General features: G+C 38.4%; 25 protein-coding genes. 16 read left to right on the top strand and 9 right to left on the bottom strand.

The window, feature by feature from the left end:
• Positions 1 to 462: 462 nt before the first annotated feature.
• The 5 genes from EAL44_RS01815 to EAL44_RS01795 are packed head-to-tail and all read right to left on the bottom strand — an operon-like array spanning position 463 to position 5,301.
• A complete protein-coding gene (locus EAL44_RS01815; RefSeq protein ID WP_121074057.1) occupies positions 463 to 1,260 on the bottom strand; it encodes an SPOR domain-containing protein in 798 nt (265 codons plus the stop codon).
• A 21-nt stretch (positions 1,261 to 1,281) separates the two neighbouring features.
• The gene (locus tag EAL44_RS01810; RefSeq protein WP_000138102.1) at positions 1,282 to 1,824 is read right to left on the bottom strand and encodes a DUF1882 domain-containing protein; all 543 of its coding nucleotides are present in this window, start codon (positions 1,822 to 1,824) and stop codon (positions 1,282 to 1,284) included.
• A 10-nt stretch (positions 1,825 to 1,834) separates the two neighbouring features.
• A complete protein-coding gene (locus EAL44_RS01805) occupies positions 1,835 to 3,085 on the bottom strand; it encodes a serine hydroxymethyltransferase (protein WP_121074054.1) in 1,251 nt (416 codons plus the stop codon).
• A complete protein-coding gene (gene lysS / locus EAL44_RS01800; RefSeq protein WP_121074051.1) occupies positions 3,085 to 4,590 on the bottom strand; it encodes a lysine--tRNA ligase in 1,506 nt (501 codons plus the stop codon). Before lysS ends, EAL44_RS01805 begins: the two co-directional genes overlap by 1 nt.
• Positions 4,591 to 4,599: 9 nt before the next feature.
• A complete protein-coding gene (locus EAL44_RS01795; protein ID WP_001106336.1) occupies positions 4,600 to 5,301 on the bottom strand; it encodes a CvpA family protein in 702 nt (233 codons plus the stop codon).
• 231 nt (positions 5,302 to 5,532) lie between these two features.
• Here EAL44_RS01795 and EAL44_RS01790 point away from each other — a divergent pair, with 231 nt between their 5' ends.
• Genes EAL44_RS01790 through pseI form a run of 3 tightly spaced genes read left to right on the top strand, consistent with a single transcriptional unit; the run spans position 5,533 to position 8,475 of the window.
• Positions 5,533 to 6,810 (top strand): apolipoprotein N-acyltransferase, encoded by a 1,278-nt coding sequence (locus EAL44_RS01790; protein ID WP_121074048.1) that lies wholly within the window; start codon positions 5,533 to 5,535, stop codon positions 6,808 to 6,810.
• Entirely contained in the window at positions 6,807 to 7,448 is a 642-nt protein-coding gene (locus EAL44_RS01785) for an ABC transporter ATP-binding protein (RefSeq protein ID WP_121074045.1), read from the top strand. Before EAL44_RS01790 ends, EAL44_RS01785 begins: the two co-directional genes overlap by 4 nt.
• A gap of 4 nt (positions 7,449 to 7,452) precedes the next feature.
• Positions 7,453 to 8,475 (top strand): pseudaminic acid synthase, encoded by a 1,023-nt coding sequence (gene pseI, locus EAL44_RS01780; RefSeq protein WP_121074042.1) that lies wholly within the window; start codon positions 7,453 to 7,455, stop codon positions 8,473 to 8,475.
• Positions 8,476 to 9,011: 536 nt separating this feature from the next.
• Here the strand turns inward: pseI and efp are convergent.
• The 3 genes from efp to cbf2 are packed head-to-tail and all read right to left on the bottom strand — an operon-like array spanning position 9,012 to position 11,436.
• Positions 9,012 to 9,575 (bottom strand): elongation factor P, encoded by a 564-nt coding sequence (efp, locus tag EAL44_RS01770; protein ID WP_000974267.1) that lies wholly within the window; start codon positions 9,573 to 9,575, stop codon positions 9,012 to 9,014.
• Between the two features lie 21 nt (positions 9,576 to 9,596).
• Positions 9,597 to 10,520 carry a class II fructose-bisphosphate aldolase gene (locus EAL44_RS01765; protein ID WP_121074036.1) on the bottom strand — a complete coding sequence of 308 codons (924 nt, stop codon included), beginning with the start codon at positions 10,518 to 10,520 and terminating at the stop codon, positions 9,597 to 9,599.
• A gap of 16 nt (positions 10,521 to 10,536) precedes the next feature.
• The gene (gene cbf2, locus EAL44_RS01760; RefSeq protein ID WP_121074033.1) at positions 10,537 to 11,436 is read right to left on the bottom strand and encodes a peptidylprolyl isomerase CBF2; all 900 of its coding nucleotides are present in this window, start codon (positions 11,434 to 11,436) and stop codon (positions 10,537 to 10,539) included.
• Positions 11,437 to 11,585: 149 nt separating this feature from the next.
• Between cbf2 and EAL44_RS07935 the strand changes: the two genes are divergently transcribed.
• The 13 genes from EAL44_RS07935 (at position 11,586) to EAL44_RS01695 (ending at position 22,607) form a co-directional block, all read left to right on the top strand.
• Positions 11,586 to 11,816, top strand: coding sequence for a hypothetical protein (locus EAL44_RS07935; protein ID WP_121074031.1), 231 nt, complete (start codon positions 11,586 to 11,588; stop codon positions 11,814 to 11,816).
• Between the two features lie 122 nt (positions 11,817 to 11,938).
• Positions 11,939 to 12,667, top strand: a complete 729-nt coding sequence (locus EAL44_RS01750; RefSeq protein ID WP_121074028.1) for an EI24 domain-containing protein — start codon at positions 11,939 to 11,941, stop codon at positions 12,665 to 12,667.
• A complete protein-coding gene (gene fliR, locus EAL44_RS01745; protein ID WP_121074025.1) occupies positions 12,661 to 13,428 on the top strand; it encodes a flagellar biosynthetic protein FliR in 768 nt (255 codons plus the stop codon). The genes EAL44_RS01750 and fliR overlap by 7 nt, the downstream gene beginning before the upstream one ends.
• Positions 13,429 to 13,437: 9 nt before the next feature.
• Entirely contained in the window at positions 13,438 to 14,613 is a 1,176-nt protein-coding gene (locus tag EAL44_RS01740) for a molybdopterin molybdotransferase MoeA (protein WP_121074022.1), read from the top strand.
• 60 nt (positions 14,614 to 14,673) lie between these two features.
• A complete protein-coding gene (gene prfB, locus EAL44_RS01735) occupies positions 14,674 to 15,765 on the top strand; it encodes a peptide chain release factor 2 (protein ID WP_000371142.1) in 1,092 nt (363 codons plus the stop codon).
• 74 nt (positions 15,766 to 15,839) lie between these two features.
• Positions 15,840 to 16,571 carry a protein phosphatase CheZ gene (gene cheZ, locus EAL44_RS01730; RefSeq protein ID WP_039091787.1) on the top strand — a complete coding sequence of 244 codons (732 nt, stop codon included), beginning with the start codon at positions 15,840 to 15,842 and terminating at the stop codon, positions 16,569 to 16,571.
• Positions 16,572 to 16,573: 2 nt separating this feature from the next.
• Complete coding sequence (locus EAL44_RS01725; protein WP_121074020.1) at positions 16,574 to 17,842, top strand: peptidase U32 family protein; 1,269 nt, start codon at positions 16,574 to 16,576, stop codon at positions 17,840 to 17,842.
• Between the two features lie 46 nt (positions 17,843 to 17,888).
• Positions 17,889 to 18,152, top strand: a complete 264-nt coding sequence (locus EAL44_RS01720) for a tetratricopeptide repeat protein (RefSeq protein ID WP_121074017.1) — start codon at positions 17,889 to 17,891, stop codon at positions 18,150 to 18,152.
• On the top strand, positions 18,143 to 18,622 hold the full coding sequence (locus EAL44_RS01715; RefSeq protein WP_162970315.1) for a CiaD-like domain-containing protein: 480 nt from the start codon (positions 18,143 to 18,145) through the stop codon (positions 18,620 to 18,622). The genes EAL44_RS01720 and EAL44_RS01715 overlap by 10 nt, the downstream gene beginning before the upstream one ends.
• Positions 18,623 to 18,857: 235 nt before the next feature.
• Positions 18,858 to 19,535 carry an acid response regulator transcription factor ArsR gene (arsR, locus tag EAL44_RS01710; RefSeq protein WP_096424604.1) on the top strand — a complete coding sequence of 226 codons (678 nt, stop codon included), beginning with the start codon at positions 18,858 to 18,860 and terminating at the stop codon, positions 19,533 to 19,535.
• Between the two features lie 23 nt (positions 19,536 to 19,558).
• A complete protein-coding gene (gene arsS, locus EAL44_RS01705; RefSeq protein WP_121074011.1) occupies positions 19,559 to 20,890 on the top strand; it encodes an acid-sensing histidine kinase ArsS in 1,332 nt (443 codons plus the stop codon).
• A 22-nt stretch (positions 20,891 to 20,912) separates the two neighbouring features.
• Positions 20,913 to 21,884 (top strand): porphobilinogen synthase, encoded by a 972-nt coding sequence (gene hemB / locus EAL44_RS01700; RefSeq protein WP_121074009.1) that lies wholly within the window; start codon positions 20,913 to 20,915, stop codon positions 21,882 to 21,884.
• On the top strand, positions 21,885 to 22,607 hold the full coding sequence (locus tag EAL44_RS01695; RefSeq protein WP_121074006.1) for a YebC/PmpR family DNA-binding transcriptional regulator: 723 nt from the start codon (positions 21,885 to 21,887) through the stop codon (positions 22,605 to 22,607).
• A 525-nt stretch (positions 22,608 to 23,132) separates the two neighbouring features.
• Here EAL44_RS01695 and EAL44_RS01685 read toward each other — a convergent pair.
• Positions 23,133 to 24,053 carry a tetratricopeptide repeat protein gene (locus EAL44_RS01685; RefSeq protein WP_121074004.1) on the bottom strand — a complete coding sequence of 307 codons (921 nt, stop codon included), beginning with the start codon at positions 24,051 to 24,053 and terminating at the stop codon, positions 23,133 to 23,135.
• Positions 24,054 to 24,126 lie beyond the last annotated feature (73 nt).

Genomic DNA, 24,126 nt, shown 5'->3' with positions numbered 1-24,126 from the left:
ATAGCTAATTTTAAAAAACCTATTAAAATGACTGATGCTTTCTTTTTGGTAAAATCATATGGATTGATAGTCTTAAAAGCTGTTTTAATCTTTTTTATATTACAATTCTTTCATGCGGTTTGGGTTTGTTACTTCTCCTTGACTGCTAGTAGTGGGTATGAATGTTTTATCTAAAACGCATGTTTTTCCATTTTTTATCTCTTACCCCTACTTTACTAAATGCTATTACTTTGTTTTAGCTGTCTTATATTTTGCCTATTAGTTAAAAAGCCATCATATTCTTTACTCATAACGCTCTTTATTTTTTAAATGGGATTACTTTATTTTAGTTTTATACAAAACTCTTAAGAAAATAGGGGTATTTTACAAACTCTCCCCCATAAATCCCTCTAACCCCTAAGAGTGCATCACAAGAAATTATCGCTTGACTAACGCTAAACTCTTTTAAGTTTGTAAAAGCCCTTAACGCAATTCTACCACGACAGGTTTAGTCATCTTCTTGCTGACTTCATCGGCATGCATTAAGGCTTCTTGCTTATTCTTATAAGGGCCTATAAGATAGCGTTTAGTAGCCCCCCTATCTTCAATCTTATGGGGGAATTGGTTAAACTCTTGCAAAAAGGCTTTATTGGGCGTGTGCGCAAAAACCCCCACTTGCAAATAATGCCCTTTAGTAAGATTGGTTTTAGAATTAGCTTTTTTAGAAACTTCTTTATGGGCTTCTTTTTTGACTTTTGGCTCTTTAGTCGCATGCTTATCTTTATGAGCTTCCTTATCTTTAGGGGTTACTTTAGGCTTTTTATGGGGGGTTTCTTTTTTAGCTACAGCCTGAGATTCTTTTGGAGCGCTAGTGTGCTCAACAACTTTTAATTCTTTTTGAGCTTCTTGCGTTTCTTCTGTTGTTTTCATCTCCGTTTGAGTTTGATCGGTTTGAACAGGCATGTTAAACGCATCATTTTCTTGCTTTTTAACATTATCCGCCACTTTGTCTAGCTTGTCTTCTTGTTTGGGAGAATCCATATTCAAGCTTTCAAACTCATCGTCTTTTTTCTCGTCTTTAGTGTTGCCTATTTTTTGCATGCCGCTATCGGTTTGTAAAAAAGTCTCCTTAGGAGCGACTCTCGTGCTTTTCCAAAACACCATTAAAAGCACCGCTAAAATGATAATGGCTATAGCCACGATCAAAAACACCTTTTTAGTGCCGCCCCCATTATTTTCTTCTTCTAAGATCACTTCATTCAGTCTTTCTTTTTCTGACATCAAAAATCCTTTCAAAAATGGTTATAAATGCTTCGCCCAAGAGCTCCCGCGCTCTTTTGCAAACACTTCATAAGGTAAGGCTAAAATATTAAATTCCTTAGGCCACTCATTGCTAGGGAAAACCTTCCATTCTTTAGGCAACCCTTGCGCTAATTTCATGGACAAAGTTTTAACCAGCCTTTCACCCTCGCCTAACTCCGTATGCCCCTTATGCACATACAAATGCAAATGCCCTGGCGTTTTGGTGTTATAAGCGGTAAAATTCATAAAACCTTCCTCACGAAGCAATAACTGCGCCTTATGGTAAAAACGCTCCGGGTTCCTTCCGTTATAATCAAACACAATGTTTTCCACCTTATCGTTACGCAAAATGAGATTGTGCGCGATTTCTATCTCCCTTTTCAAATGCTTTTGAATGAGCGAGCTTGTGAGCATGGCATTCACTCTTTGGAATTTATTATAATAGCAACGCCCCGCATAATCCACCCTCTCCCCCAAGCCTGGTTTTTTTTCAAAATAATGGCTTGTGTCTATCTTAATGAGCTTTAATTCCATTTCTGTCATCTTGACTCCCTTAAAAAATAGGTTGTTGATACACAGGGAATTGACTAGCCATGGCTTTCAATTCTTCTTTCACATGCAATTGCAAACTAACATTATTAATATCATTCAAAATATCTGATATTTTATTCCCTATGATTTCAAATTCCTTAGCTCCCATGCCCCTTGCACTCAATGCCGCTGAGCCAATCCTTATCCCGCTCGTTACAAAAGGGCTGCGCGTTTCGCCAGGAATGGTGTTTTTATTCACGGTGATCCCGGCATTCCCTAAGGCAATATCGGCGTCTTTCCCGCTATAAGGCTTATCTAAGAAATCCATTAAAAGCAAATGGTTAGAAGTGCCACCGCTCACTAACTTGTGGTTTTTTTCTTTTAATGTTTTAGCGAGAACTTGCATGTTAGATTTCACTAATTTTGCATAAGCTTTAAATTCTGGTTTTAGATTCTCTTTAAACCCCACCGCTTTAGCAGCAATTACATGCATCAAAGGCCCGCCTTGAGTCCCTGGAAAAATCGCTTTGTCAATCTTAGCCGCTATTTCTTCGTCATTAGTTAGAATAAGCCCCCCTCTAGGCCCTCTTAAGGTCTTATGAGTGGTGCTTGAAACCACATGACAATGCGGGAAAGGATGGGCATGCTCATTAGCGACTACAAGCCCTGCCACATGGGCTATATCGCCTAGTAGTAACGCTCCCACTTCATCAGCGATTTCTCTAAATTTCTTAAAATCAATCTCCCTTGGATAGGCTGAAAACCCGCACACAATGATTTCTGGCTTAACGCTTTGAGCGATTTTTAGCGCTTCTTCATAATCAATATAGCCATCCAAATTCACGCCATAAGAAAAGCTCTGATAATGCTTGCCGGTCAAACTCACTTTAGCGCCATGCGTTAAATGCCCTCCACAGCTTAAATCCATGCCTAAAATCTTGTCATAAGGCTTTAAAAGAGCGTGATAGACAGCGTTATTGGCTTGTGAGCCTGAATGCGCTTGCACATTAGCGAACTGGCAATTAAAAAGCTTTTTAGCCCTTTCTATGGCCAGGCTTTCTATTTTATCCACCACTTCACAGCCTCCATAATAGCGCTTGTTAGGATAGCCCTCAGCGTATTTATTCGTTAAAATGCTCCCCATAGCTTCCATAACACTAGGAAAAGTGTAATTCTCGCTCGCTATCATTTCTAAATGCTCATTTTGCCGCTTATATTCTTCAAAGATAAGCTCAAAAATTTCACTATCGCTTTGTTCTAAAAAATACGCCATTATTCTCCACTCTCAATATTAAAATCGTTTTTAACAGGACGCATCGCTGGGAATAAAATCACATTTTTAATGCTTTTAGCTCCAGTGAGTAACATCACTAACCTGTCAATGCCTATGCCTTGCCCTGCAGTGGGGGGCATTCCATGGGCTAATGCCCATACGTAATCTTCATCCATGTATTGGGCTTCTTCATCGCCTTTTTCTTTTTCAGCCACTTGATTTTTAAAGCGTTCTAATTGATCTAAAGGGTCGTTCAACTCGCTAAAGCCGTTAGCGATTTCTTTCCCTGCAATGAACAATTCAAACCTGTCAGCAATATTAGGGTTACTATCGTTGCGTCTAGCTAAAGGGCTAATCTCAATAGGATATTCGGTTACAAAAGTGGGGTTAATAAGCTTATGCTCTACAAAATGATCAAAGGCTTCAGCGAGTAACTTGCCATAAGTAAGATTGGGCTCTACCTTAATACCTCGCTCTAACAAATAAGCCAAAAGCCTGTCTTCTTTTTCTAAAATATCCTTACTAATGCCCCCTATTGTTTCTAAGGCGTCCAAATAGGAAATCACGCTCGTTTGGTTGAAATCCACTTCCATATCGTTATAGATGATTTTTGAATCCAAATTTAAAGTCTTTAGCAAGTAGTCAAATAGCCTCTTACTGAGTTCAATCAAATCTTCATAAGTGTGATACGCCCAATAAAATTCAATCATCGTAAATTCAGGGTTATGGCTGTGATCCATGCCCTCATTCCTGAAATTACGATTGATTTCAAACACCGCCTCAAAACCCCCCACAATCAAGCGTTTAAGGTATAATTCTGGAGCGATTCTCAAATACCTTTCAACTTCTAAAGCGTTATGATAAGTGATAAAAGGCCTTGCGTTCGCCCCGCCAGGAATGGGGTGCATCATAGGGGTTTCCACTTCCAAAAACCCTTCCATTTCAAAGAATTTCCGCACGCTAGAGACAATCAAACTGCGCTTTTTAAACACATCTTTAACGCTAGGATTGACGATCAAATCCAAGTAGCGCTGGCGGTAGCGCAATTCTATATCGCTTAGTCCGTGAAACTTTTCAGGTAAAGGCACAATGGTTTTGCTTAAAATATGAAATTCTAGGGCATGAATGCTTAATTCACCGGTTTTGGTAGCAAAAGGGAAGCCTTTCACCAACACAATATCGCCCACTTCTAAATGCTTTTTCAAACTTTTAAACTCATCGTTCAATTCATTTTGCGAAACATAAGCTTGCAAAATCGCGCTTTCATCTTCAACTTTAATAAAACATGCCTTACCCATTAAACGCAAAAGCTTGACCCTCCCCACAATGCTCTCGCATTTTTCTTTGTCTTTAGGCTCTTCTAAACCCTTAACATAAGCGTATTTTTCTAAAAAAGCGGCGTTGGTAAGGCTTCGTTTCAAGCCATTTTTATAAGGGTTTTTCCCTTCTTCTCTCAAGCTATTGGCTTTATGGATGCGTTGTTGGATGTATTGGTTAGAAAACATGTTGTGCCTTTATAGGGGTTCTTTATTAGATGGGGTGGGGTTTGGTGGGGTTTGGTTAGCTTTTGGATCTAGCATGTTTTTAGGCAAATCTTTAGCCTTTTCTTTTAAAGATTCCACGCCCTTATCCATCGCTTTATTAAAAGATTCTTTATTGTTGTTAAAAGATTCTTTATTTTTGACTTCATCGCTCATTTCTTCAAGGTTGTCTTTAAGGTTTTGCTCCACATGTTTGACGCCATCAAGGCGCATGATCTTACTAGCGACGCTTTTCATGGTAGAAAAAAAAGCACTTTTTTCTTGCAAGTAAGCGTTAGCGTCTTTCATGACTTCCATTTTAGAGAGCGCATAAAGGATGAAAGAAAGCACTAAAAAAGTCTTTAAGCATGAAAAAATAAACCCTAACGCTTTGTCTATAATGCCTAACCCGCTAAAGACTAACACCTTGCCTAGCAACACTCCAAAAGCTAAAAAAAACACCCAAATAGATGCTAACACCAATAAAAAACCGATGAGATTCGTCATGGTTTCATTTCTTAAATCATACAAATGCTCTGAAAATAAATTCCCAACAGCCACAGAATAGCGAGATGCTAAATACACTCCAAGCACAATCCCTAAAGTCCCCGCCACTTCACTCACGAAGCCGTGATAAAATCCTCTAATCCCAAAGGCTACCACCACCACAAGTAACGCCAAATCAATATAGTTCAAACCCTAAACCCAAACCTTTCTCTCATATATCTCGCATAAAGATAGTCATAGCGTCTTAAAATAAACACCCATTACTCTATAAATCATGCCAATTCACGCTCTTTAGACTTGAAATTTGAAAATAATAACACAACTTAAAAAAAACTACCCTTAAAAAAATCAATCTAAAATTCTTAAATTAAAATATAGCTATAATACACTAAAACAATCTCAAGGTTTCAAAATTTAGCCATGCGTCTTCTTCTATTCAATCAAAACGCTTTTTTATTAGCGTGCATGTTTGTTTCAAGCGTGTATGTGAACGCTGTTTTGGACGCTTATGCAATTGAAAACCCCTATATCACTATCACACTCACAAGCCTATTAGCCCCTTTAAGCATGCTGGCGTTTTTAAAAACCCCTAGAAATAGTGCTTTTGCTTTGGGTTTTTTCGTGGGGGCGTTATTGTTTTATTGGTGCACTTTAAGCTTTCGCTACTCGGATTTCACTTATTTATTGCCCTTAATCATTATTTTAATAGCGTTAGTTTATGGGGTTTTATTTTATTTGTTGCTCTATTTTGAAAACCCCTATTTCAGGCTTTTGAGTTTTTTAGGCTCTAGTTTTATCCACCCTTTTGGATTTGATTGGTTAGTCCCGGATAGCTTTTTTTCTTATAGCGTGTTTAGAGTGGATAAATTATCGCTAGGGCTTGTTTTTTTAGCTTGCATTTTTTTGAGCGCTAAACCCTTTAAAAAATATAGGATCATAGGGGTTTTATTGCTGCTTGGCGCGTTGGATTTTAATGGTTTCAAAACAAGCGATTTAAAAAAGGTTGGAAATATTGAATTAGTCTCTACAAAAACGCCCCAAGATTTGAAATTTGACTCAAACTACCTTAATGATATTGAAAACAACATTCTTAAAGAAATCAAGATCGCTCAAAGCAAACAAAAAACCTTGATTGTTTTTCCAGAAACCGCCTACCCCATCGCTTTAGAAAATTCCCCCTTTAAAGCTAAGTTAGAAGATTTAAGCAATAATATTGCTATTTTAATAGGGACATTGCGCACCCAAGGCTATAGCCTTTATAACAGCTCGTTTTTATTTTCTAAAGAGGGCGTTCAGATCGCTGATAAAGTGATCTTAGCCCCCTTTGGCGAGACCATGCCTTTACCTAAGTTTCTTCAAAAACCCCTTGAAAAACTCTTTTTTGGCGAGAGCGCTTATTTATACCGCAACGCTTCCCATTTCAGCGATTTTACATTAAATGATTTTACTTTTCGCCCCCTGATTTGCTATGAAGGCACTTCCAAAGCCGCTTATTCAAACAGCCCTTCAAAAATTTTTATCGTGATGAGCAATAACGCATGGTTTAGCCCAAGCATTGAACCCACCTTACAAAGAACGCTTTTAAAATACTACGCAAGGCGTTATGGTAAAATCATTTTGCACAGCGCGAATTTTTCAACTTCTTACATCTTAAGCCCTAGTTTATTAGGCGATATTCTTTTTAGGAAACGATCATGATTAAAGCGATTGGTATTTCTCATGCTTTTGAAAAGCCTCTTTATAATGGCGTGAATTTACACATTAAACCCAAAGAAAGCCTAGCGATTTTAGGCGTGAGCGGGAGCGGTAAAAGCACGCTTTTAAGCCATCTAGCCACCATGCTAAAACCGGATAGTGGGACGATTAGTTTGTTAGAACACCAGGATATTTATGCCTTAAATCCCAAAAAGCTTTTGGAACTACGGCGCTTAAAAGTGGGCATCGTTTTTCAATCGCATTACCTTTTTAAGGGTTTTAGCGCTTTAGAAAACTTGCAAGTCGCTTCAATCCTAGCCAAGCAAGAAATAAATCATTCCCTTTTAGAACAATTAGGCATAGCCCACACCCTAAAACAAGGCGTGGGTGAATTGAGCGGCGGCCAGCAACAACGCTTAAGCATCGCCAGAGTGCTTTCTAAAAAACCCCAAGTCATTATCGCTGATGAACCCACCGGGAATTTAGACACCATTAGCGCTAATCAAGTCATCAGCATGCTGCAAAATTACATTACAGAAAACGAAGGGGCGTTAGTTCTAGCCACACATGATGAGCATTTAGCCTTCACTTGCTCTCAAGTCTATCGCCTAGAAAAAGAAGTTTTGATTAAGGAAAAATAAGAAAATGTTACAACGCCCTAAAATTGTCGCTGAATTGAGCGCTAATCATAACCAGGATTTAAACCTCGCTAAAGAAAGCCTTCATGCCATTAAGGAAAGCGGGGCGGATTTTGTCAAACTCCAAACTTACACGCCAAGCTGCATGACTTTAGATTCTAAAGAAGATCCTTTCATCATTCAAGGCACTTTATGGGATAAAGAAAATCTGTATGGATTGTATCAAAAGGCTTCTACCCCCCTAGAGTGGCATGCTGAATTGTTTGAGTTGGCTAGAAAGCTTGATTTAGGCATTTTTAGCTCGCCTTTTAGTTCACAAGCTTTAGAGCTTTTAGAGAGCCTGAATTGCCCCATGTATAAAATCGCTAGTTTTGAAATCGTTGATTTAGACTTGATTGAAAAGGCCGCTCGCACACAAAAGCCCATTATCCTTTCTAGCGGTATCGCTACAAGCACTGAATTGCAAGACGCTATCTCGTTGTGTAGAGAAGTGAATAATTTTGACATCACCCTTTTAAAATGCGTGAGCGCTTATCCCAGCCAAATAGAAGACGCTAACTTGTTGAGCATGGTTAAATTGGGCGAAACCTTTGGCGTTAAATTTGGCTTGAGCGATCACACGATTGGCTCTCTTTGTCCCATTTTAGCCACCACTTTAGGAGCGAGCATGATAGAAAAGCATTTCATTTTAAACAAATCCTTACAAACCCCAGACAGCGCTTTTAGCATGGATTTTAACGAATTTAAAAGCATGGTTGAAGCCATCAAGCAAAGCGTTTTAGCCTTAGGCGAAGAAGAGCCTAAAATCAATCCAAAGACTTTAGAAAAGCGAAGATTCTTCGCTCGTTCTTTATTTGTCATTAAGGATATTCAAAAAGGCGAAGCATTGACTAGCGATAATATCAAAGCCTTACGCCCCAACCTTGGCTTACACCCTAAATTTTATAAAGAAATTTTAGGCCAAAAGGCATCAAAATTTTTAAAAGCCAACACCCCTTTAAACGCTGATGATATAGAACGCTCATTGTAGGTTTGTTTTGATTAAAAAATGGGGGTTTTAATTTTGTTTTATGGTTTTAGATTTGATTTTAGACTCATTTTCTTTATTTTATAAACTCTTAGGGGGATAGGGGCATCACTCTCATCACATATTGCAACTAGAGCCTAATTTGAATTTCAATCAACTTTAATTTTTAATAAAAACAAGATTACTTTGTTACTATCGTTTTAAACTTTATAATAAAACCCATTTTTTAAGGGAATATTTTGCGTTTAATCCCTAACCTCCAATCAAATCCCCTAACCCCCAAAGAATGCTTTTTTAGAGATTATCCGCCTAATTATATCAAGATCTTATATCAATCTCTTAAATCAATCTCTTATTTAATCTTAAAAAATGCCTTTGAATATTTTTATTGGCACTCAATGAAAGAAGTCCATCAATCCTAAATAATTTTTAACCACAGATTTCACATGTATTTTAAATAAAGCTCAAATAAGGGGCTAACAACACCCCTCATGACAAAAAGGCTGTGTCTAAAGCACTAGCTCAATAAAAAGATAATCTCATTTCACCTTTTCAAGATACTCTTCTGTTTCCGTATTGACTTTAATTACCTCACCCTCTAAAACATGGAAAGGCACTTGCACGACCGCACCGGTTTCCAAAGTCGCTGGTTTTTTGCTTGCGCTTGAAGTATCGCCCTTAAAATTAGGAGCCGTTTCCACAATCTTTAAAGCCACAACTTGCGGCACATCCACTGAAATCGCCTTGTCATTATGCAATAAAACCTGCACTTGCATGCCATCTAGCATCCATTTAGAAGCCTCGCCCACTTGAGAGTCGTTCAAAGCGATTTGCTCATAGCTCTCTATATCCATGAATTGGTATGTATCGCCATCGTGATAAAGGTATTGCATCGTTTTTTCAACCAGATTAGGCTCTTCACACTTATCCCCCGCATGGAAAGTCTTTTCAATCACCTTACCATCTAAAAACGACTTGATTTTCGCGCGTACAAAAGCCGCACCCTTGCCGGGCTTGACATGTTGGTATTCTACGATCCTATAAGGTACACCACCCAATTCAATTTTCAAGCCCTTTTTGAGCTCGCTCATCCCAATTGCCATGTTACACTCTTTCCTTGTTGATTAAATTTTATTAGCGCTACCCAAAAGTTTCATGCGCTCTTTGACCACATTTTTAAGCGCTAATTGGGCCGGAGAAAAAAACTTCCTCAAATCAAATTGGCTCTTATCTTCATTAGCCACCTTGCGCACTTCTGCGATGAAAGCGATCCTTAAATCCGTGTCGGTATTGACCTTATTGATCCCCCCTTTTATAGATTCTTGTAAAAATTCAAAAGGCACGCCCTTAGAGCCTTTCAAATCGCCTCCAGCGTCCAAATAAGATTTCCTCACATCATCTGGTATCGCGCTCGCTCCATGCAAAACTAAAGGGATATTAGTGAGTCTTTTGACTTCTTGCAAGCGTTCAAAATCCAATTTTGGCTCGCCCTTAAACTTAAACGCTCCATGGCTTGTTCCAATGGCTGGGGCTAAGTAATCCACTTGAGATTCTTTGACAAACTGCTCCGCTTCTTTAGGATTCACTAACACCGCGTCCTTTTCATCTACTGAAATATTGTCTTCAATCCCCATCAAACGCCCTAACTCCGCTTCCACACTCACTCCAGCGTTATGCGCCATTTTGACCACTTTAGAAGTCAATTCCAAATTTTCTTCAAAAGCATGGTGAGACGCATCAATCATCACAGAAGTGAAACCCGCTTTCACAGCTTTTTCGCAGCTTTCAAAAGTCGTGCCATGATCTAGGTGTAAGGCTACAGGAATGTGGGGGTAGCGTTCGCACATGATTTTCACCATGCCCACCGCCATATCAATCCCCATGTATTTGATCGCTCCCTCACTCGCTTGAATGAAAAGCGGGGAATTTTCCTCATTTCCTGCTTCAAAAATAGCGTTTAGCATTTCAAAATTCACGAAATTAAACGCCCCCACCCCATAACCTTCTTTATGGGCTCTCAATAAGATTTCATTGCCTTTAACTAACATGATAACACCTCATCAATTACTTGTTGATAACAATTTTAGCGTGCTTCCTTAATTCCTCGATTCGTTGGTTCATGCGTTCTTGGAAAAGCTTTTCTTGTAACATCCCTTTAATGGTGGGTTTAGCTTGCTCATAAGTATAAGTTACAGGGCTATCTTTAGAAATCAAATAGATAATATGATAACCAAACTCTGTTTTAACAGGGGTTTTAGTGTAATTTCCAGGAGTTAAAGCGAAAGCGGCTTTAGAAAAATCCGGAGCCATCTGGTTTTTTTGGAATTTCCCTAAATCACCGCCATTTTGCGCGTTTTTGCTGTTAGGATCAATCGTATCCCGATTGGCTAACTCAATGAATTTGGCTTCTTTTTTAGTCTTTGGCTGTTTGTCAATCTCAGAAATAATCCGTTTAGCCTCATCTTCGGTTTTCACTAAAATATGCCTAGCATGGGCTTCTTGCTTGACAAAAAGCTGATCTTTATTAGCGTTGTAAAAATCTTGCATTTCTTTTTCTGGGATTTGGATTTTTTTCACTTCTTCAGCCTGTTTTTTAGCCCAAAATTCCACTAAAGCCTGTTTTTTAACCGCTTCCATCATCGCTTTAAATTCTGGAGTCTGATCCAACTTTTCTGCCTTAGCCTCATTTTCTACAAGGGCGGTGCGGATAGCTTGCTCAATCAAGGCTTCTTTTTCTTTCTCTTTAAGCTTGTCAAAATCAAAATTAGGATTTCGTTGCTTAATCATGTCAAAATCGCTTTTGGTAATAGGCCTGCCATCCACTGTCGCTAACACGCCTGCTGAAGAATCAGTCGTTTTTTTCGTGTTATGTGCAGCGTTATTCGCGTTATGAGCCGGCTTAGCCACCAAAAACGACACGCTCAACGCGCCCACTAACGCTAAATTTAAGATATTTTTTTTCATTGTGTGTTCTCCACTCTAAACTAATTTTCATCATTAAATTTACATTATAGCAAATTTAAAACAAAATCGGCTATCATGATTGTAGAAAACTCACATTGAGGGGTAAGAAATGCTTAAAGTTATTCATTCCATGTAAAAGTAGGCAAAAAGTGTTCGCCTCAGATATTGTAATAATATTTGTTATCTTTTTTGGTGTTAGTTTTATTCTTTTTGGAAAGGAAAAGAATGTTAAAAAGGATTCAAAAATTCTAGACTTCATTTTAGATATAATAATGAATATAATAATTTATGTTACTGTTATAGCTATCTTCTTCCCTTGGGTATTAGCACTCTTATTCTATGTGTTTGGCTTTTTAGCATTACATGTTATTCCATATTAAAAACTTCTATACCTTTAGTCAATCTCATATTGATAAGCTTACTAAGCTTACTAAGCTTACTATATAAGATTAAGGGACTTTGCGCTTAAATACCCCTTAAAAAGTGAGTTTAAAAAAGGCTTATGGTTTTGTTTCTATCCATTTTTAAAAAAAGTTTTAATGATTTTTTAAGCGCTAGAATGCTTTTAATCAATCTTGGCCCTATCCTTTTGAGTTTGGCGTTTTTTGGAGCTATCTTTTATTACAATGGCGGGAGTATTGTGAATTATTGCCACACTTTATTACCGCAATCTTTAAGCGATTACTCTCATTCTCAAGGCTTTTTTGCTGGTGTGTTTGTTTGGGTTTTTAAAGCGTTAGTGTATTTTCTTATTTTTTGGATTGCGATTCTTTTGAGTTTAATCATCAATATTTTTGCGTCTATTTTTTACACCCCTTTAGTGGTCTCTTATTTGCACCAAAAATATTATCCCCATGTCGTTTTAGAAGAATTTGGCTCTATTCTTTTTTCTATTAAACATTTTTTAAAATCGCTCCTTTTTATGCTTTTATTCTTAGCGGTTTTAACGCCCTTTTATTTCATTCCCTTTATAGGGGTCTTTGGGGTCTTTTTTTCTATAATCGCGCATTTTCTTTTTTTCAAAAACACCATGAGTTTGGATATAGCCAGCGCAATTTTTAATTATCAAAGCTATCAAAACCTACTCAAACAACACCGATTGAAGCATTATCGTTTCTCGTTTTTTTGCTATCTTTTTTCCTTAATCCCTTTTTTTAATTTTTTTGCCACCTTGTTGCAAACTCTCATGCTAGCGCACTACTTTTTTATCCTTAAAGAAAAAGAATGTTAGATTTTCTCCAAGAGCTTAGCACCCCCCACATCAGGGATTTTTTCTTGTTGTTTTTAAGGGTTAGTGGCGTGCTGTCTTTTTTCCCTTTTTTTGAAAACCATTTAGTGCCTTTGTCGGTGCGTGGGGCTTTGAGCTTGTATGTGAGCGCGATTTTTTACCCCACTTTAGAATTTTCAAACGCTGCTTACACGCCAGAGGGTTTTATCATCGCATGTTTATGCGAGCTGTTTTTAGGGGTGTGCGCGTCTATCTTTTTACAAATCGTTTTTGCGAGCTTAGTGTTTGCAACCGATAGCATCAGCTTTTCTATGGGGCTTACGATGGCGAGTGCGTATGATCCCATTTCAGGATCGCAAAAACCCATTGTGGGGCAAGCCCTTTTATTGTTAGCGATTTTAATTTTACTGGATTTATCGTTCCACCATCAAATCATTTTGTTTGTGGATCACAGCTTAAAAGCCGTCCCTTTAGGGCAATTTGTCTTTGAGCCAAAATTAGCTAAAAACATTGTCAAAGCCTTTTCGCATTTGTTTGTCATAGGGTTTTCTATGGCGTTCCCTATTTTGTGCTTGGTGTTATTGAGCGATATTATTTTTGGCATGATCATGAAAACCCACCCTCAATTCAACCTGCTCGCTATCGGGTTTCCGGTGAAAATTGCGATCGGGTTTGTGGGCATTATTTTAATCACTTCAGCTATCATGGGGCGTTTTAAAGAAGAAATCAGCCTGGCCTTTAGCGCCATTAGCAAAATCTTTTAAAGGATCAATATGATTAGTTTTAAAGAAGCTCTAAAAATCCATTCTAGCATTCCCTTAAAACCCTTAGAAGTAGAGGTTGTCTCTTTGTTTGAAAGCATAGGGCGTATTCTAGCAGAGGATATTATTTGCATTCACGCTTTGCCTAAATTCAATCAAAGCGCTATGGACGGCTATGGGTTTAAAATGCAAGATTTAGGCCAAAAAACTCAAGTCATCCAGCACATTTTTGCCGGAGATGATGTGAGCGCTTTGGAAGTTAGAGAAAATGAATGCGTTAAAATCATGACTGGAGCGATGGTGCCAAAGGGAATAGAAACGATTATCCCTATAGAGTGCATGCTAGAGAGTCATAAAAATTCCGCCCTAGCTCCTAAAGATTTTAAAATAAACGCCAATATCCGTCAAAAGGGCGAGAACGCTTCTTTAAACAGCGTGTTAGTCCCTAAAAATACCCGTTTGAATTACGGGCATATCGCGCTCATTGCTTCTCAAGGGTTCAAAGAAATCAAAGCGTTTAGGAAATTAAAAATCGCTCTCTTTAGCAGCGGCGATGAATTAGTGCCTTTAGGGCAAAACGCCCTAGAATGCCAGGTTTATGATGTGAATTCAGTGGGTATTTTCAACATGATTAAAAACTACAACACGCATTTTCTAGGGGTTTTAAAAGACGATAAAGATTTACAACTTAAAATACTTGAATTGCAAGACTATGATGTCATCCTTTCAAGCGCGGGGGTGAGCGTAGGGGATAAAGACTTTTTTAAAGACGCTTTGAAAGAAAGAAACGCCCTTTTTTATTACGAAAAAGTCAATCTCAAACCTGGAAAACCGGTAACTTTAGCCCAACTCCATCAAAGTATTATTATAGGCTTACCGGGTAATCCTTTAAGTTGCTTAGTCGTTTTACGAGTTTTGATTCTACCCTTATTGGAACGCTTATCCTTAAATAAAGATTTTAAATTAAAACCCTTTAAGGCTCAAATCAATGCCCCCTTAAAACTTAAAGACAAACGGACGCATTTAATCTTAGGCAACTATTCAAACCACCAATTCATTCCTTATAATAACAACCGCTATGAATCAGGAGCGATAGAAGCCCTTGCGCAAGTGGATTCTATCGCTTTAATTGATGAAGGAGTGGGATTAGTTCAGGGCGAAATTGAAATTTTAAGGTTTGAAAATTAAAATGGCTTTTAACAATGCTATAATGGTGAGTTTAAAACCCCACTCATAAAGGTTCTGTTTGTGGATAACTACACCTATAGCGAATTGTTAAAAAGCTTGCAAAACAAATGCGATAATATCGCTTTAATCATCAAGCCTGAAAAGATCAAGCAAGAATTAGAACGCATTGAAAAAGAGCAAGAAGACCCTAATTTTTGGCAAGATGTCTTAAAGGCTAGAGACACCAATAAAGAAAAAGTGCGCTTGAACCGCTTGCTAGAAACCTATCAAAAAACGAAAAATTCTTTAGATGAAAGCGTGGAATTGTTTGAACTCGCTCAAAACGATAACGATGAGGTTACTTTATCCTTACTCTATGAAGAGGCTCCTGTTTTAGAACACAGCGTGCAAAAAGTGGAAATTGAAATCATGTTAAGCGGTGAAAACGACGCCTCAAACGCTATTATTACCATTCAGCCTGGAGCGGGGGGGACTGAAAGCCAGGATTGGGCGAGTATTTTGTATCGCATGTATTTGAGATGGGCGGAAAGAAGGGGCTTTAAAAGCGAGATTTTAGATTATCAAGATGGCGAAGAAGCGGGCATTAAAGGGGTCGCCTTTATCATTAAGGGCGAAAACGCTTATGGCTATTTGAAAAATGAAAACGGGGTGCATAGGCTTGTAAGGATTTCGCCCTTTGACGCGAACGCCAAACGGCATACGAGTTTTGCGAGCGTGCAAATTAGCCCTGAATTAGACGATGATATTGATATAGAAATTGACGAAAAAGATGTCCGTTATGATTATTACAGAGCCAGTGGGGCAGGCGGTCAGCATGTCAATAAAACAGAAAGCGCGGTTAGAATCACGCATTTCCCTACCGGCATTGTGGTGCAATGCCAAAACGACAGAAGCCAGCATAAAAACAAAGCGAGCGCGTTAAAAATGCTTAAATCAAAGCTTTATGAATTGGAATTAGAAAAGCAGCAAAGCAGCACCAAAAATGAAGAAAAAAGCGAGATCGGTTGGGGGCATCAAATAAGAAGCTATGTCCTAGCCCCCTACCAGCAAGTCAAAGACGCGCGTTCCAATATTGCTTATAGCAATGTGGAAGCGATATTAGACGGCGATATTGACGCGATTTTGGAGGGCGTTTTGATCGCTAAAGCTTAAGTGCGCTAAAATGACAGCTGATAAATTATGGTTACTATAAAACGCTTTTTAAAACCAATTGGCAAGGAACAACAATGACACAAGAAGAATTAGACGCTTTGATGAATGGTGGCGATTTGGAAAACTTGGAAGCCCTAGAGGCTAAAGAAGAGGCTAAAGAGCCAACTAAAGAGAAAGAAGAGGTTAAAGAATCCAAAGAAAGCTCTAGCCAAAAAATGACCGTCAAAAAAGAAGACGCTGAAAAATACGGCAAGATTAGCCCCAATGAATGGCCTCCCCCTCCCCCCACTGAAGAGCATAAAGTCGTGCATCAATTAGACGATGTTACAAGAGATTCTGAAGTGAAAGCCACGCAAATTTTTGATCAATTGGATTTGATCGGAGCTAGCGCTGAAAAGATCGCTAAAATGGTTAAAAAAATCCAAGAACCCTTGCAAAAACACCAAGAAATTTTTGACAATTTGCATGCGCATTTCCCCCATGTGGAATCTTTTAAAACCGCGCTCAATGAACAGCAAGAAATCCTAAACGCCCTTAAAAGCATTGAAGAAGAAGCCGCTAATTGCTCTGATAGCTCCATGCAAGCGATGGATATTATGCAGTTTCAAGACATCCACCGCCAAAAAATTGAACGAGTGGTCAATGTCATGCGAGCGCTCAGCCAATACATGAATTCGCTTTTTGAAGGCAAAATTGATGATTCTAAGCGTGTGAGTTCAGCGACTTTTATCACCGGCGATGACGATAAAGATTTAGCCAGCGCTGATGATATTGAAGCCTTGATCGCTTCTTTTGGAGCCAAGTAGTTTTGAACCAAGTTGAATTACTCTCTCCAGCCGGTAATTTAAAAAAACTTAAAATCGCTCTCAACTATGGGGCTGATGCGGTTTATGGGGGAGTGAGCCATTTTTCTTTACGCAATCGCGCGAGTAAGGAATTCACTTTAGAGACCTTTAAAGAAGGGATTGACTACGCCCATGCCTTGAATAAAAAAGTCTATGCGACCATCAATGGTTTCCCTTTCAATTCACAGCTCAAACTTTTAGAAGAGCATATTTATAAAATGGCAGAGCTAGAGCCAGACGCTTTCATTATTGCTGCGCCTGGTGTGGTGAAACTCGCTTTAAAAATCGCTCCGCATATTCCTGTCCATTTATCCACGCAAGCGAATGTCTTAAATGTGCTCGATGCGCAAGTGTTTTATGATTTAGGGGTTAAACGCATTGTGTGCGCTAGGGAATTGAGCCTGAATGATGCGGTTGAAATTAAAAAAGCCTTACCCGATTTAGAATTAGAAATCTTTGTGCATGGGAGCATGTGCTTTGCCTTTTCAGGGCGTTGCTTGATTTCGGCTTTACAAAAGGGGCGCGTGCCTAATAGAGGGAGTTGCGCGAATGATTGCCGGTTTGATTATGAATATTATGTGAAAAACCCTGATAACGGCGTGATGATGAGGTTGGTTGAAGAAGAGGGCGTAGGCACGCATATTTTTAACGCTAAAGATTTGAATCTCTCTGGTCATATCGCTGAAATTTTAAGCTCCAACGCCATTAGCGCGCTCAAGATTGAAGGGCGCACCAAGTCCAGTTACTACGCCGCGCAAACCACGCGCATCTATCGTTTAGCGGTTGATGATTTTTACCATAACACCTTAAAGCCGAGTTTTTATGCTAGCGAATTGAACACGCTTAAAAACAGGGGTTTTACGGATGGCTATTTGATGCGAAGGCCTTTTGAAAGGTTGGATACTCAAAACCACCAAACAGCCATTAGCGAAGGGGATTTTCAGGTCAATGGCGAAATAACCGAAGATGGGCGTTTTTTTGCATGCAAATTCACCACCACCACTAACACCGCTTATGAAATCATCGCTCCCAAAAATGCGGCTATCACGCCCGTAGTCAATGAAATTGGCAAGATTTATACCTTTGAAAAACGCTCTTATTTAGTGCTGTATAAAATCCTTTTAGAAAATAACACCGAGTTAGAAACTATCCATAGCGGGAATGTGAATTTGGTGCGGCTGCCCGCATCTTTACCGGCTTTTAGTTTTTTGCGTACCCAAGCTAGAGTCTAAAAATGGCGTTTAGAGATTAGGGATTACAAACAATTAAGAGAAACGCATGCCCTTAGAAACTATCACGCTCGCTCATATTTACGAAGAACAAGGGTTTTTTGAAGAAGCGTTGCAAATTTATACTAATATTTTAAACAAAACCCCTGACCATACAGAGGCGTTAAAACAAATAAAACGTTTGGAAAAAATCCAAAAAAATGGCGCTCCTTTCAAGCACGACGCAATACTAGAGCGGCACTATTTGAATTTTATCAAAGGGGATTGTTTGAGCGTTGAGAATTTAGAACAATGGCTGGTAGAATGGAATTGAAAAACATTATTTCAGAAACCCTTAATGAAATTGAGAAAATGGCTAAAACCATTGATAATAACTTTGATGCAGTGCAAAAAACGCCCTCTTTTTTTAAAACGCCCCCTTATTTGCAAAACGCCAAAAACGCTGAAACGCCCCCAATAAGCAACACGGAGCCAAAAAACGCTGCTAAAATAGAAACGCAAGAAAAAATCACAGAAGAAAATACAGAAGAAAAAGAAGAAGAAGCGCAAGAAATCGTTATAGAAGAAATCACGCTAAAAAACCCCACACAAACGCCAATTTCAAACGAGAGGGTTTTTTTAAAAAACTTACTAGAAAGAACCTTAGTGTTATTGAAAGGCATGCAAGCTTTAGAAGAAAAAGAAGCACTGAAGCGTTTGGATTTAGTGGCGCGTTTCTTGCAATACCAATTGAGTGTGCTTGAAAAACGATTAGAATCTTTGGAGCGAGAAAACACAGAGTGAAAAACGATCAAAGGAATTTTTTAAAAACATTAAAAAATAAGGCTTTAATTTTTAATATTCCATGAAAACAAAGCCTTTAATTTCTATTAATAACTATGATAATGTTTTGAATTTTTATTTTTAAGACATCTTTAAGGTATCTTTAGTAATAAAATGCTAAAATCAAGCCCTTAAAACATTAACAGAGTTAATCGTTTTTAAAGTTGCAGAAATCATTGAAGGAGTTAATTGAAGTATGATAGAAGTTTTAATGATAGAAGATGATATAGAATTAGCCGAGTTTTTGAGCGAGTTTTTGCTCCAACATGGCATTCATGTAACCAATTACGATGAGCCATATACCGGCATTAGTGCGGCTAACACACAAAATTATGATTTGTTGTTGTTGGATTTGACTTTGCCTAATTTAGACGGGCTTGAAGTGTGTAGGCGCATTTCCAAACAAAAACATATCCCTATTATTATTTCTTCAGCAAGAAGCGATGTGGAAGATAAGATTAAAGCGCTGGATTATGGGGCTGATGACTACCTCCCTAAACCCTATGATCCTAAGGAATTATTAGCTCGTATCCAATCCTTGCTCAGGCGTTCTCACAAAAAAGAGGAAGTGAGTGAGCCAAGCGATGCGAATATCTTTAGGGTAGATAAGGATAGCCGAGAAGTGTATATGCATGAAAAAAGGCTAGACTTAACTAGGGCTGAATATGAAATCCTTTCGCTCCTCATTAGCAAAAAAGGTTATGTGTTTAGCCGTGAAAGCATTGCGATTGAAAGCGAGAGCATCAACCCTGAAAGCTCTAATAAAAGCATTGATGTGATCATTGGCCGTTTGCGATCTAAGATTGAAAAAAATCCTAAACAACCGCAATACATCATCTCTGTTAGAGGGATTGGTTACAAATTAGAATACTGATTCTAATAAGGAGTTAAGGGGTTTTGCGTTTCTCTATCTTTTTTAAGGTTGTCGCTTTGTTTATGATAACGCTCTTTAGTTTTGGAGCGTTCGCTTATTATTTCGTGTCTTCTCAAATCAGCCATGAAAACTATCAAAACGAAATGCGCCATTATCAGTTTGTTACTACTATTAATGAAATTTTAAATAACTACTCCGATTATAGAGCCATAGAAGATTACCTCTATAAAATTGGCTTTAGAGAAACCACAATAGAAAATTTAGAAAAGGTTTTAGCCAAAAGACGCCACCAGTTGCACCACAGAAATATTGGGTATGCGGAAGTGTTTAAATTCAGCGACATGGTTTTTATCCTTTTAAAAAAGAATGAGCATTTTGTGCTTTATAAAGATTTGCATTCGGTTTCTTACAGGAATTATTTCTTAGCGATTACGGTGGGTTTATTGTTGATTCTATTCCTCTTTTTATTTGTTTTTCAAAGTTTGTTGCCCTTAAGAGAGTTGAGATCCCAAGTGAAGCGATTCGCTCAAGGGGATAAAAGCGTGAGTTGTAAAAGCAAGCAAAAAGATGAAATAGGGGATCTGGCTAACGAATTTGACAATTGTATTCTTAAAATCAATGCGATGAATGAATCTCGGGTTTTATTTTTGCGTTCTATCATGCATGAATTACGCACCCCTATCGCTAAGGGCAGGATACTAAGCTCTATGCTCAAAGAAGAATTGCCACAAAAACGCTTCATTTCCATTTTTGATCACCTAAACACGCTGATTGAGCAATTTGCCCGCATTGAGCAGCTCGCTTCCAAAAACTATGGGAGCAATAAAGAAAAATTTTTAGTGAGCGATTTGATTGACAAGATTGAAAAAATGCTTTTGATTGATATGGATAAAGAAAGCCCTATCCATGTGTCCTCTTCAAATTACATTATTGAAGCGGATTTTGAATTGTTTGCTATAGCGTTAAAAAACATGGTAGACAATGCAATCAAATACAGCGATGACAAACAGGTGTTTTTGGATTTTATAGGGAATAATTTAGTGGTGTCCAATAAAAGCAAACCTTTAAAAGAAGATTTTGAAAAGTATTTGCAACCTTACTTTAAATCTTCTAACCCCAGCCAAGCCCATGGTTTTGGGTTAGGCATGTATATCATTAAAAACGCTTTAGAGGCTATGGGATTGAATTTGAGCTATCATTATGGCAATGGAAGAATCTGTTTCACTATCCATGATTGCGTTTTTAATAGTTTTTACGATTTAGAAGAGGATAATGAAGAGCTACCCCCCCCCCCCCGAAAATTTGAGAGAGGTGAGCGGAATGAAGGGAACAGAAAAAGCCAATTGTGGGGTTAAAGAAAAACAATAAAGAGAGAACATGTTCAAACGATTGAGAAGATTACGAAGCAGCGAAAATTTAAGGGCGATGTTAAGAGAAACGCATTTAAATATCAATGATTTCATCGCTCCCTTATTTGTCATAGAAAGCGATGGTTATATTAAAAATGAAATCAGCTCCATGCCTGGGGTGTATCAAATGAGCATGGAGCCTCTTTTGAAAGAATGCGAAGAATTAGTGGGTTTAGGCATAAAAGCCATTTTATTGTTTGGCATTCCTAAACATAAGGACGCTACAGGAAGCCATGCACTAAATAAGGATCACATCGTCGCAAAAGCCACGAGAGAAATTAAAAAACGATTTAAGGATTTAATCGTTATAGCGGATTTGTGTTTTTGTGAATACACCGACCATGGGCATTGCGGGATTTTAGAAAACGCTTCTGTGTCTAACGATAAAACGCTAGAGATTTTAAATCTTCAAGGGCTTATTTTGGCTGAAAGCGGTGTGGATATTCTAGCCCCAAGCAACATGATGGATGGGAATGTTTTAAGCTTAAGAAACGCATTGGATAAGGCCGGGTATTTTCACATGCCCATCATGAGCTATTCCACTAAATTTGCGAGCAGCTACTATGGGCCTTTTAGAGATGTGGCTAATTCTGCGCCGAGTTTTGGCGATCGCAAAAGCTATCAAATGGATTACGCTAACCAAAAAGAAGCGCTTTTAGAAAGTTTGGAAGATGAAAAACAGGGCGCGGATATTTTAATGGTGAAGCCGGCTTTAGCGTATTTGGATATTGTTAAAGAGATTAGAGATCACACTTTGCTCCCTTTAGCACTCTATAATGTGAGCGGGGAATACGCCATGCTCAAACTCGCGCAAAAACACAACCTGATCAACTATGAAAGCGTTTTGTTAGAAACAATGACTTGTTTTAAAAGAGCGGGAGCGGATATGATTATCAGCTATCATGCTAAAGAAGTGGCTAACTTATTACAAAGGAATTGAATGGGACGAGCGTTTGAATACAGAAGAGCGGCTAAAGAAAAACGATGGGATAAGATGAGTAAGGTTTTCCCCAAGCTCGCTAAAGCGATCACTCTAGCTGCAAAAGATGGCGGGAGCGAGCCGGACACGAACGCCAAACTACGAACAGCGATTTTAAACGCTAAAGTGCAAAACATGCCTAAAGACAATATTGACGCGGCGATCAAAAGAGCGAGCAGTAAAGAGGGGAATTTGAGCGAAATCACTTATGAGGGTAAGGCGAATTTTGGCGTGCTAATCATCATGGAATGCATGACTGATAACCCCACTAGAACGATCGCCAACCTTAAAAGCTATTTCAACAAAACGCAAGGAGCGAGCATCGTGCCTAATGGCTCTTTAGAGTTTATGTTTAATAGAAAAAGCGTGTTTGAATGCTTGAAAAATGAAGTAAAAAATTTAAAACTCAGCCTAGAAGATTTAGAGTTCGCTCTCATTGATTATGGTTTGGAAGAATTAGAAGAAGTGGGAGATAGAATCATTATTAGGGGGGATTATAACAGCTTCAAGCTTTTAAATGAGGGGTTTGAAAGCTTGAGATTGCCCATTTTAAAAGCGGGTTTGCAACGCATCGCCACAACGCCCATTGAATTGAATGACGAACAAATGGAGCTTACCGAAAAATTACTGGATAGGATTGAAGACGATGATGATGTGGTCGCGCTTTATACGAATATTGAGTGAAATGCAAAAAGGCTCAAAGGATTTTTAACAAAACCAACAAAAAGTTTTGTCGCTATAAGCTTGTAAAATCCTATAAAGAGTTATAAAATTCCTTTTTGATTAGATTTTTAATTTTATTTTGATTAAATAAAGGTTTTTTGTTTTTGTCAAATAGGAATAAGCTTGATTCAATATTCTTTTTTAAAAAACTTGTTTTTAAGCTTTCTTATAGTTAATTTTTTTGTGGTAAAGCTATTTCTTAAAGCGGATAGGGGGATTTTGAAACAACCCCCCCTTTTTTTAACCCCATTAAATCCTAAGATCGCTTTAAAAATTATCGCTTGGTGTCGGTGCAAGCTCTTTTATGTTTATTTTAGAAGGCCTTTGAGTATTCTTATTATCAATATGAGAATAAGTCCAAACCCTAAATCTGTAGATTTTTAGTCTCAATATCCATCAATAAAGACGCTTAATCCCTATTTGATAGCAAGAGAGATGAAAGATTTCTATAAGATGAGTTTTAACGATTAGCCCTTAAGCTTTAGCTTATTGCGTGTCATCTTGCGTGTCGTTTTGTGCGTCATCTTGCAAATTATCAGACTTCTTGCCAATCACTTCTTCTAACACTTTACAGCTACCACTAAAGCCTAAAGTGCACCCTTTCTTGTAATATGAAACGGCTTTATCTAAATCCTTTGGAGCGCCCTTACCGGTGTAATACATCACCGCCACATTATGACAGCCGCTCCCTTCTTTTAAAAAACAACCCTTTTTATAAAGATTCAAGGCTTGCTCTCCATTTTGCTTGACATTCATACCGACTTCATACATGTATCCCAAACTCACACAGCTCGCTCCGTCTTTTAAATGGCACCCTCTTTTAAAATTCGTAAGGGCTTTTTTCAAATCCTTCTCCACGCCTTTGGCGTTCCTATACATATACCCTGCAAAGTTACAACTGATGCCATAATTCAAACTGCAAGCGTATTTAGAAAGAGAAAGGGCTTTGGCATAATTTTGCTTAACGCCCGTGCCATTAAAATACATAAAACCTAAACTACCGCAACTCACCCCACCTTTTAAGTGGCACCCTCTCCTATAATAATAGATAGCCTTTGGAAGGTCTTTTTGAACGCCATCGCCATCTTCATACATAGAGCCTAGACTCGCACAAGCCAAATGATTTCTTAAATTGCACCCTCTTCTATAATAGAAAACGGCTTTTGTAATATTCTGATCCACGCTATCGCCATCTTCATACATAGAGCCTAAACTCGTGCAACCAACCCCCACCCTCAAATTACAGCTCCTCTTATAAAACGCCACCGCTCTATGGTAATCCCCTCTCTTAAAGGCTTGATTGGCCATCTTAAAATATTTCTCACCGGTTGTAGCCATCAAATGACCAAAACAGCTTGCCATTAAAAACAAAATCAAAACCCACTTTTTAGTCCAACTCTTTATCATCTCATTCCTTACAAAACTAAGCCAAAGCTCACACAAAGAAAATCAGTAAAACCCCAATCTAATTGGTTATTAT

It is taken from the genome of Helicobacter pylori (genome assembly GCF_003637685.1).
Taxonomy (GTDB): domain Bacteria; phylum Campylobacterota; class Campylobacteria; order Campylobacterales; family Helicobacteraceae; genus Helicobacter; species Helicobacter pylori_CJ.
This window is presented reverse-complemented; position numbering and strand designations above follow the sequence as displayed.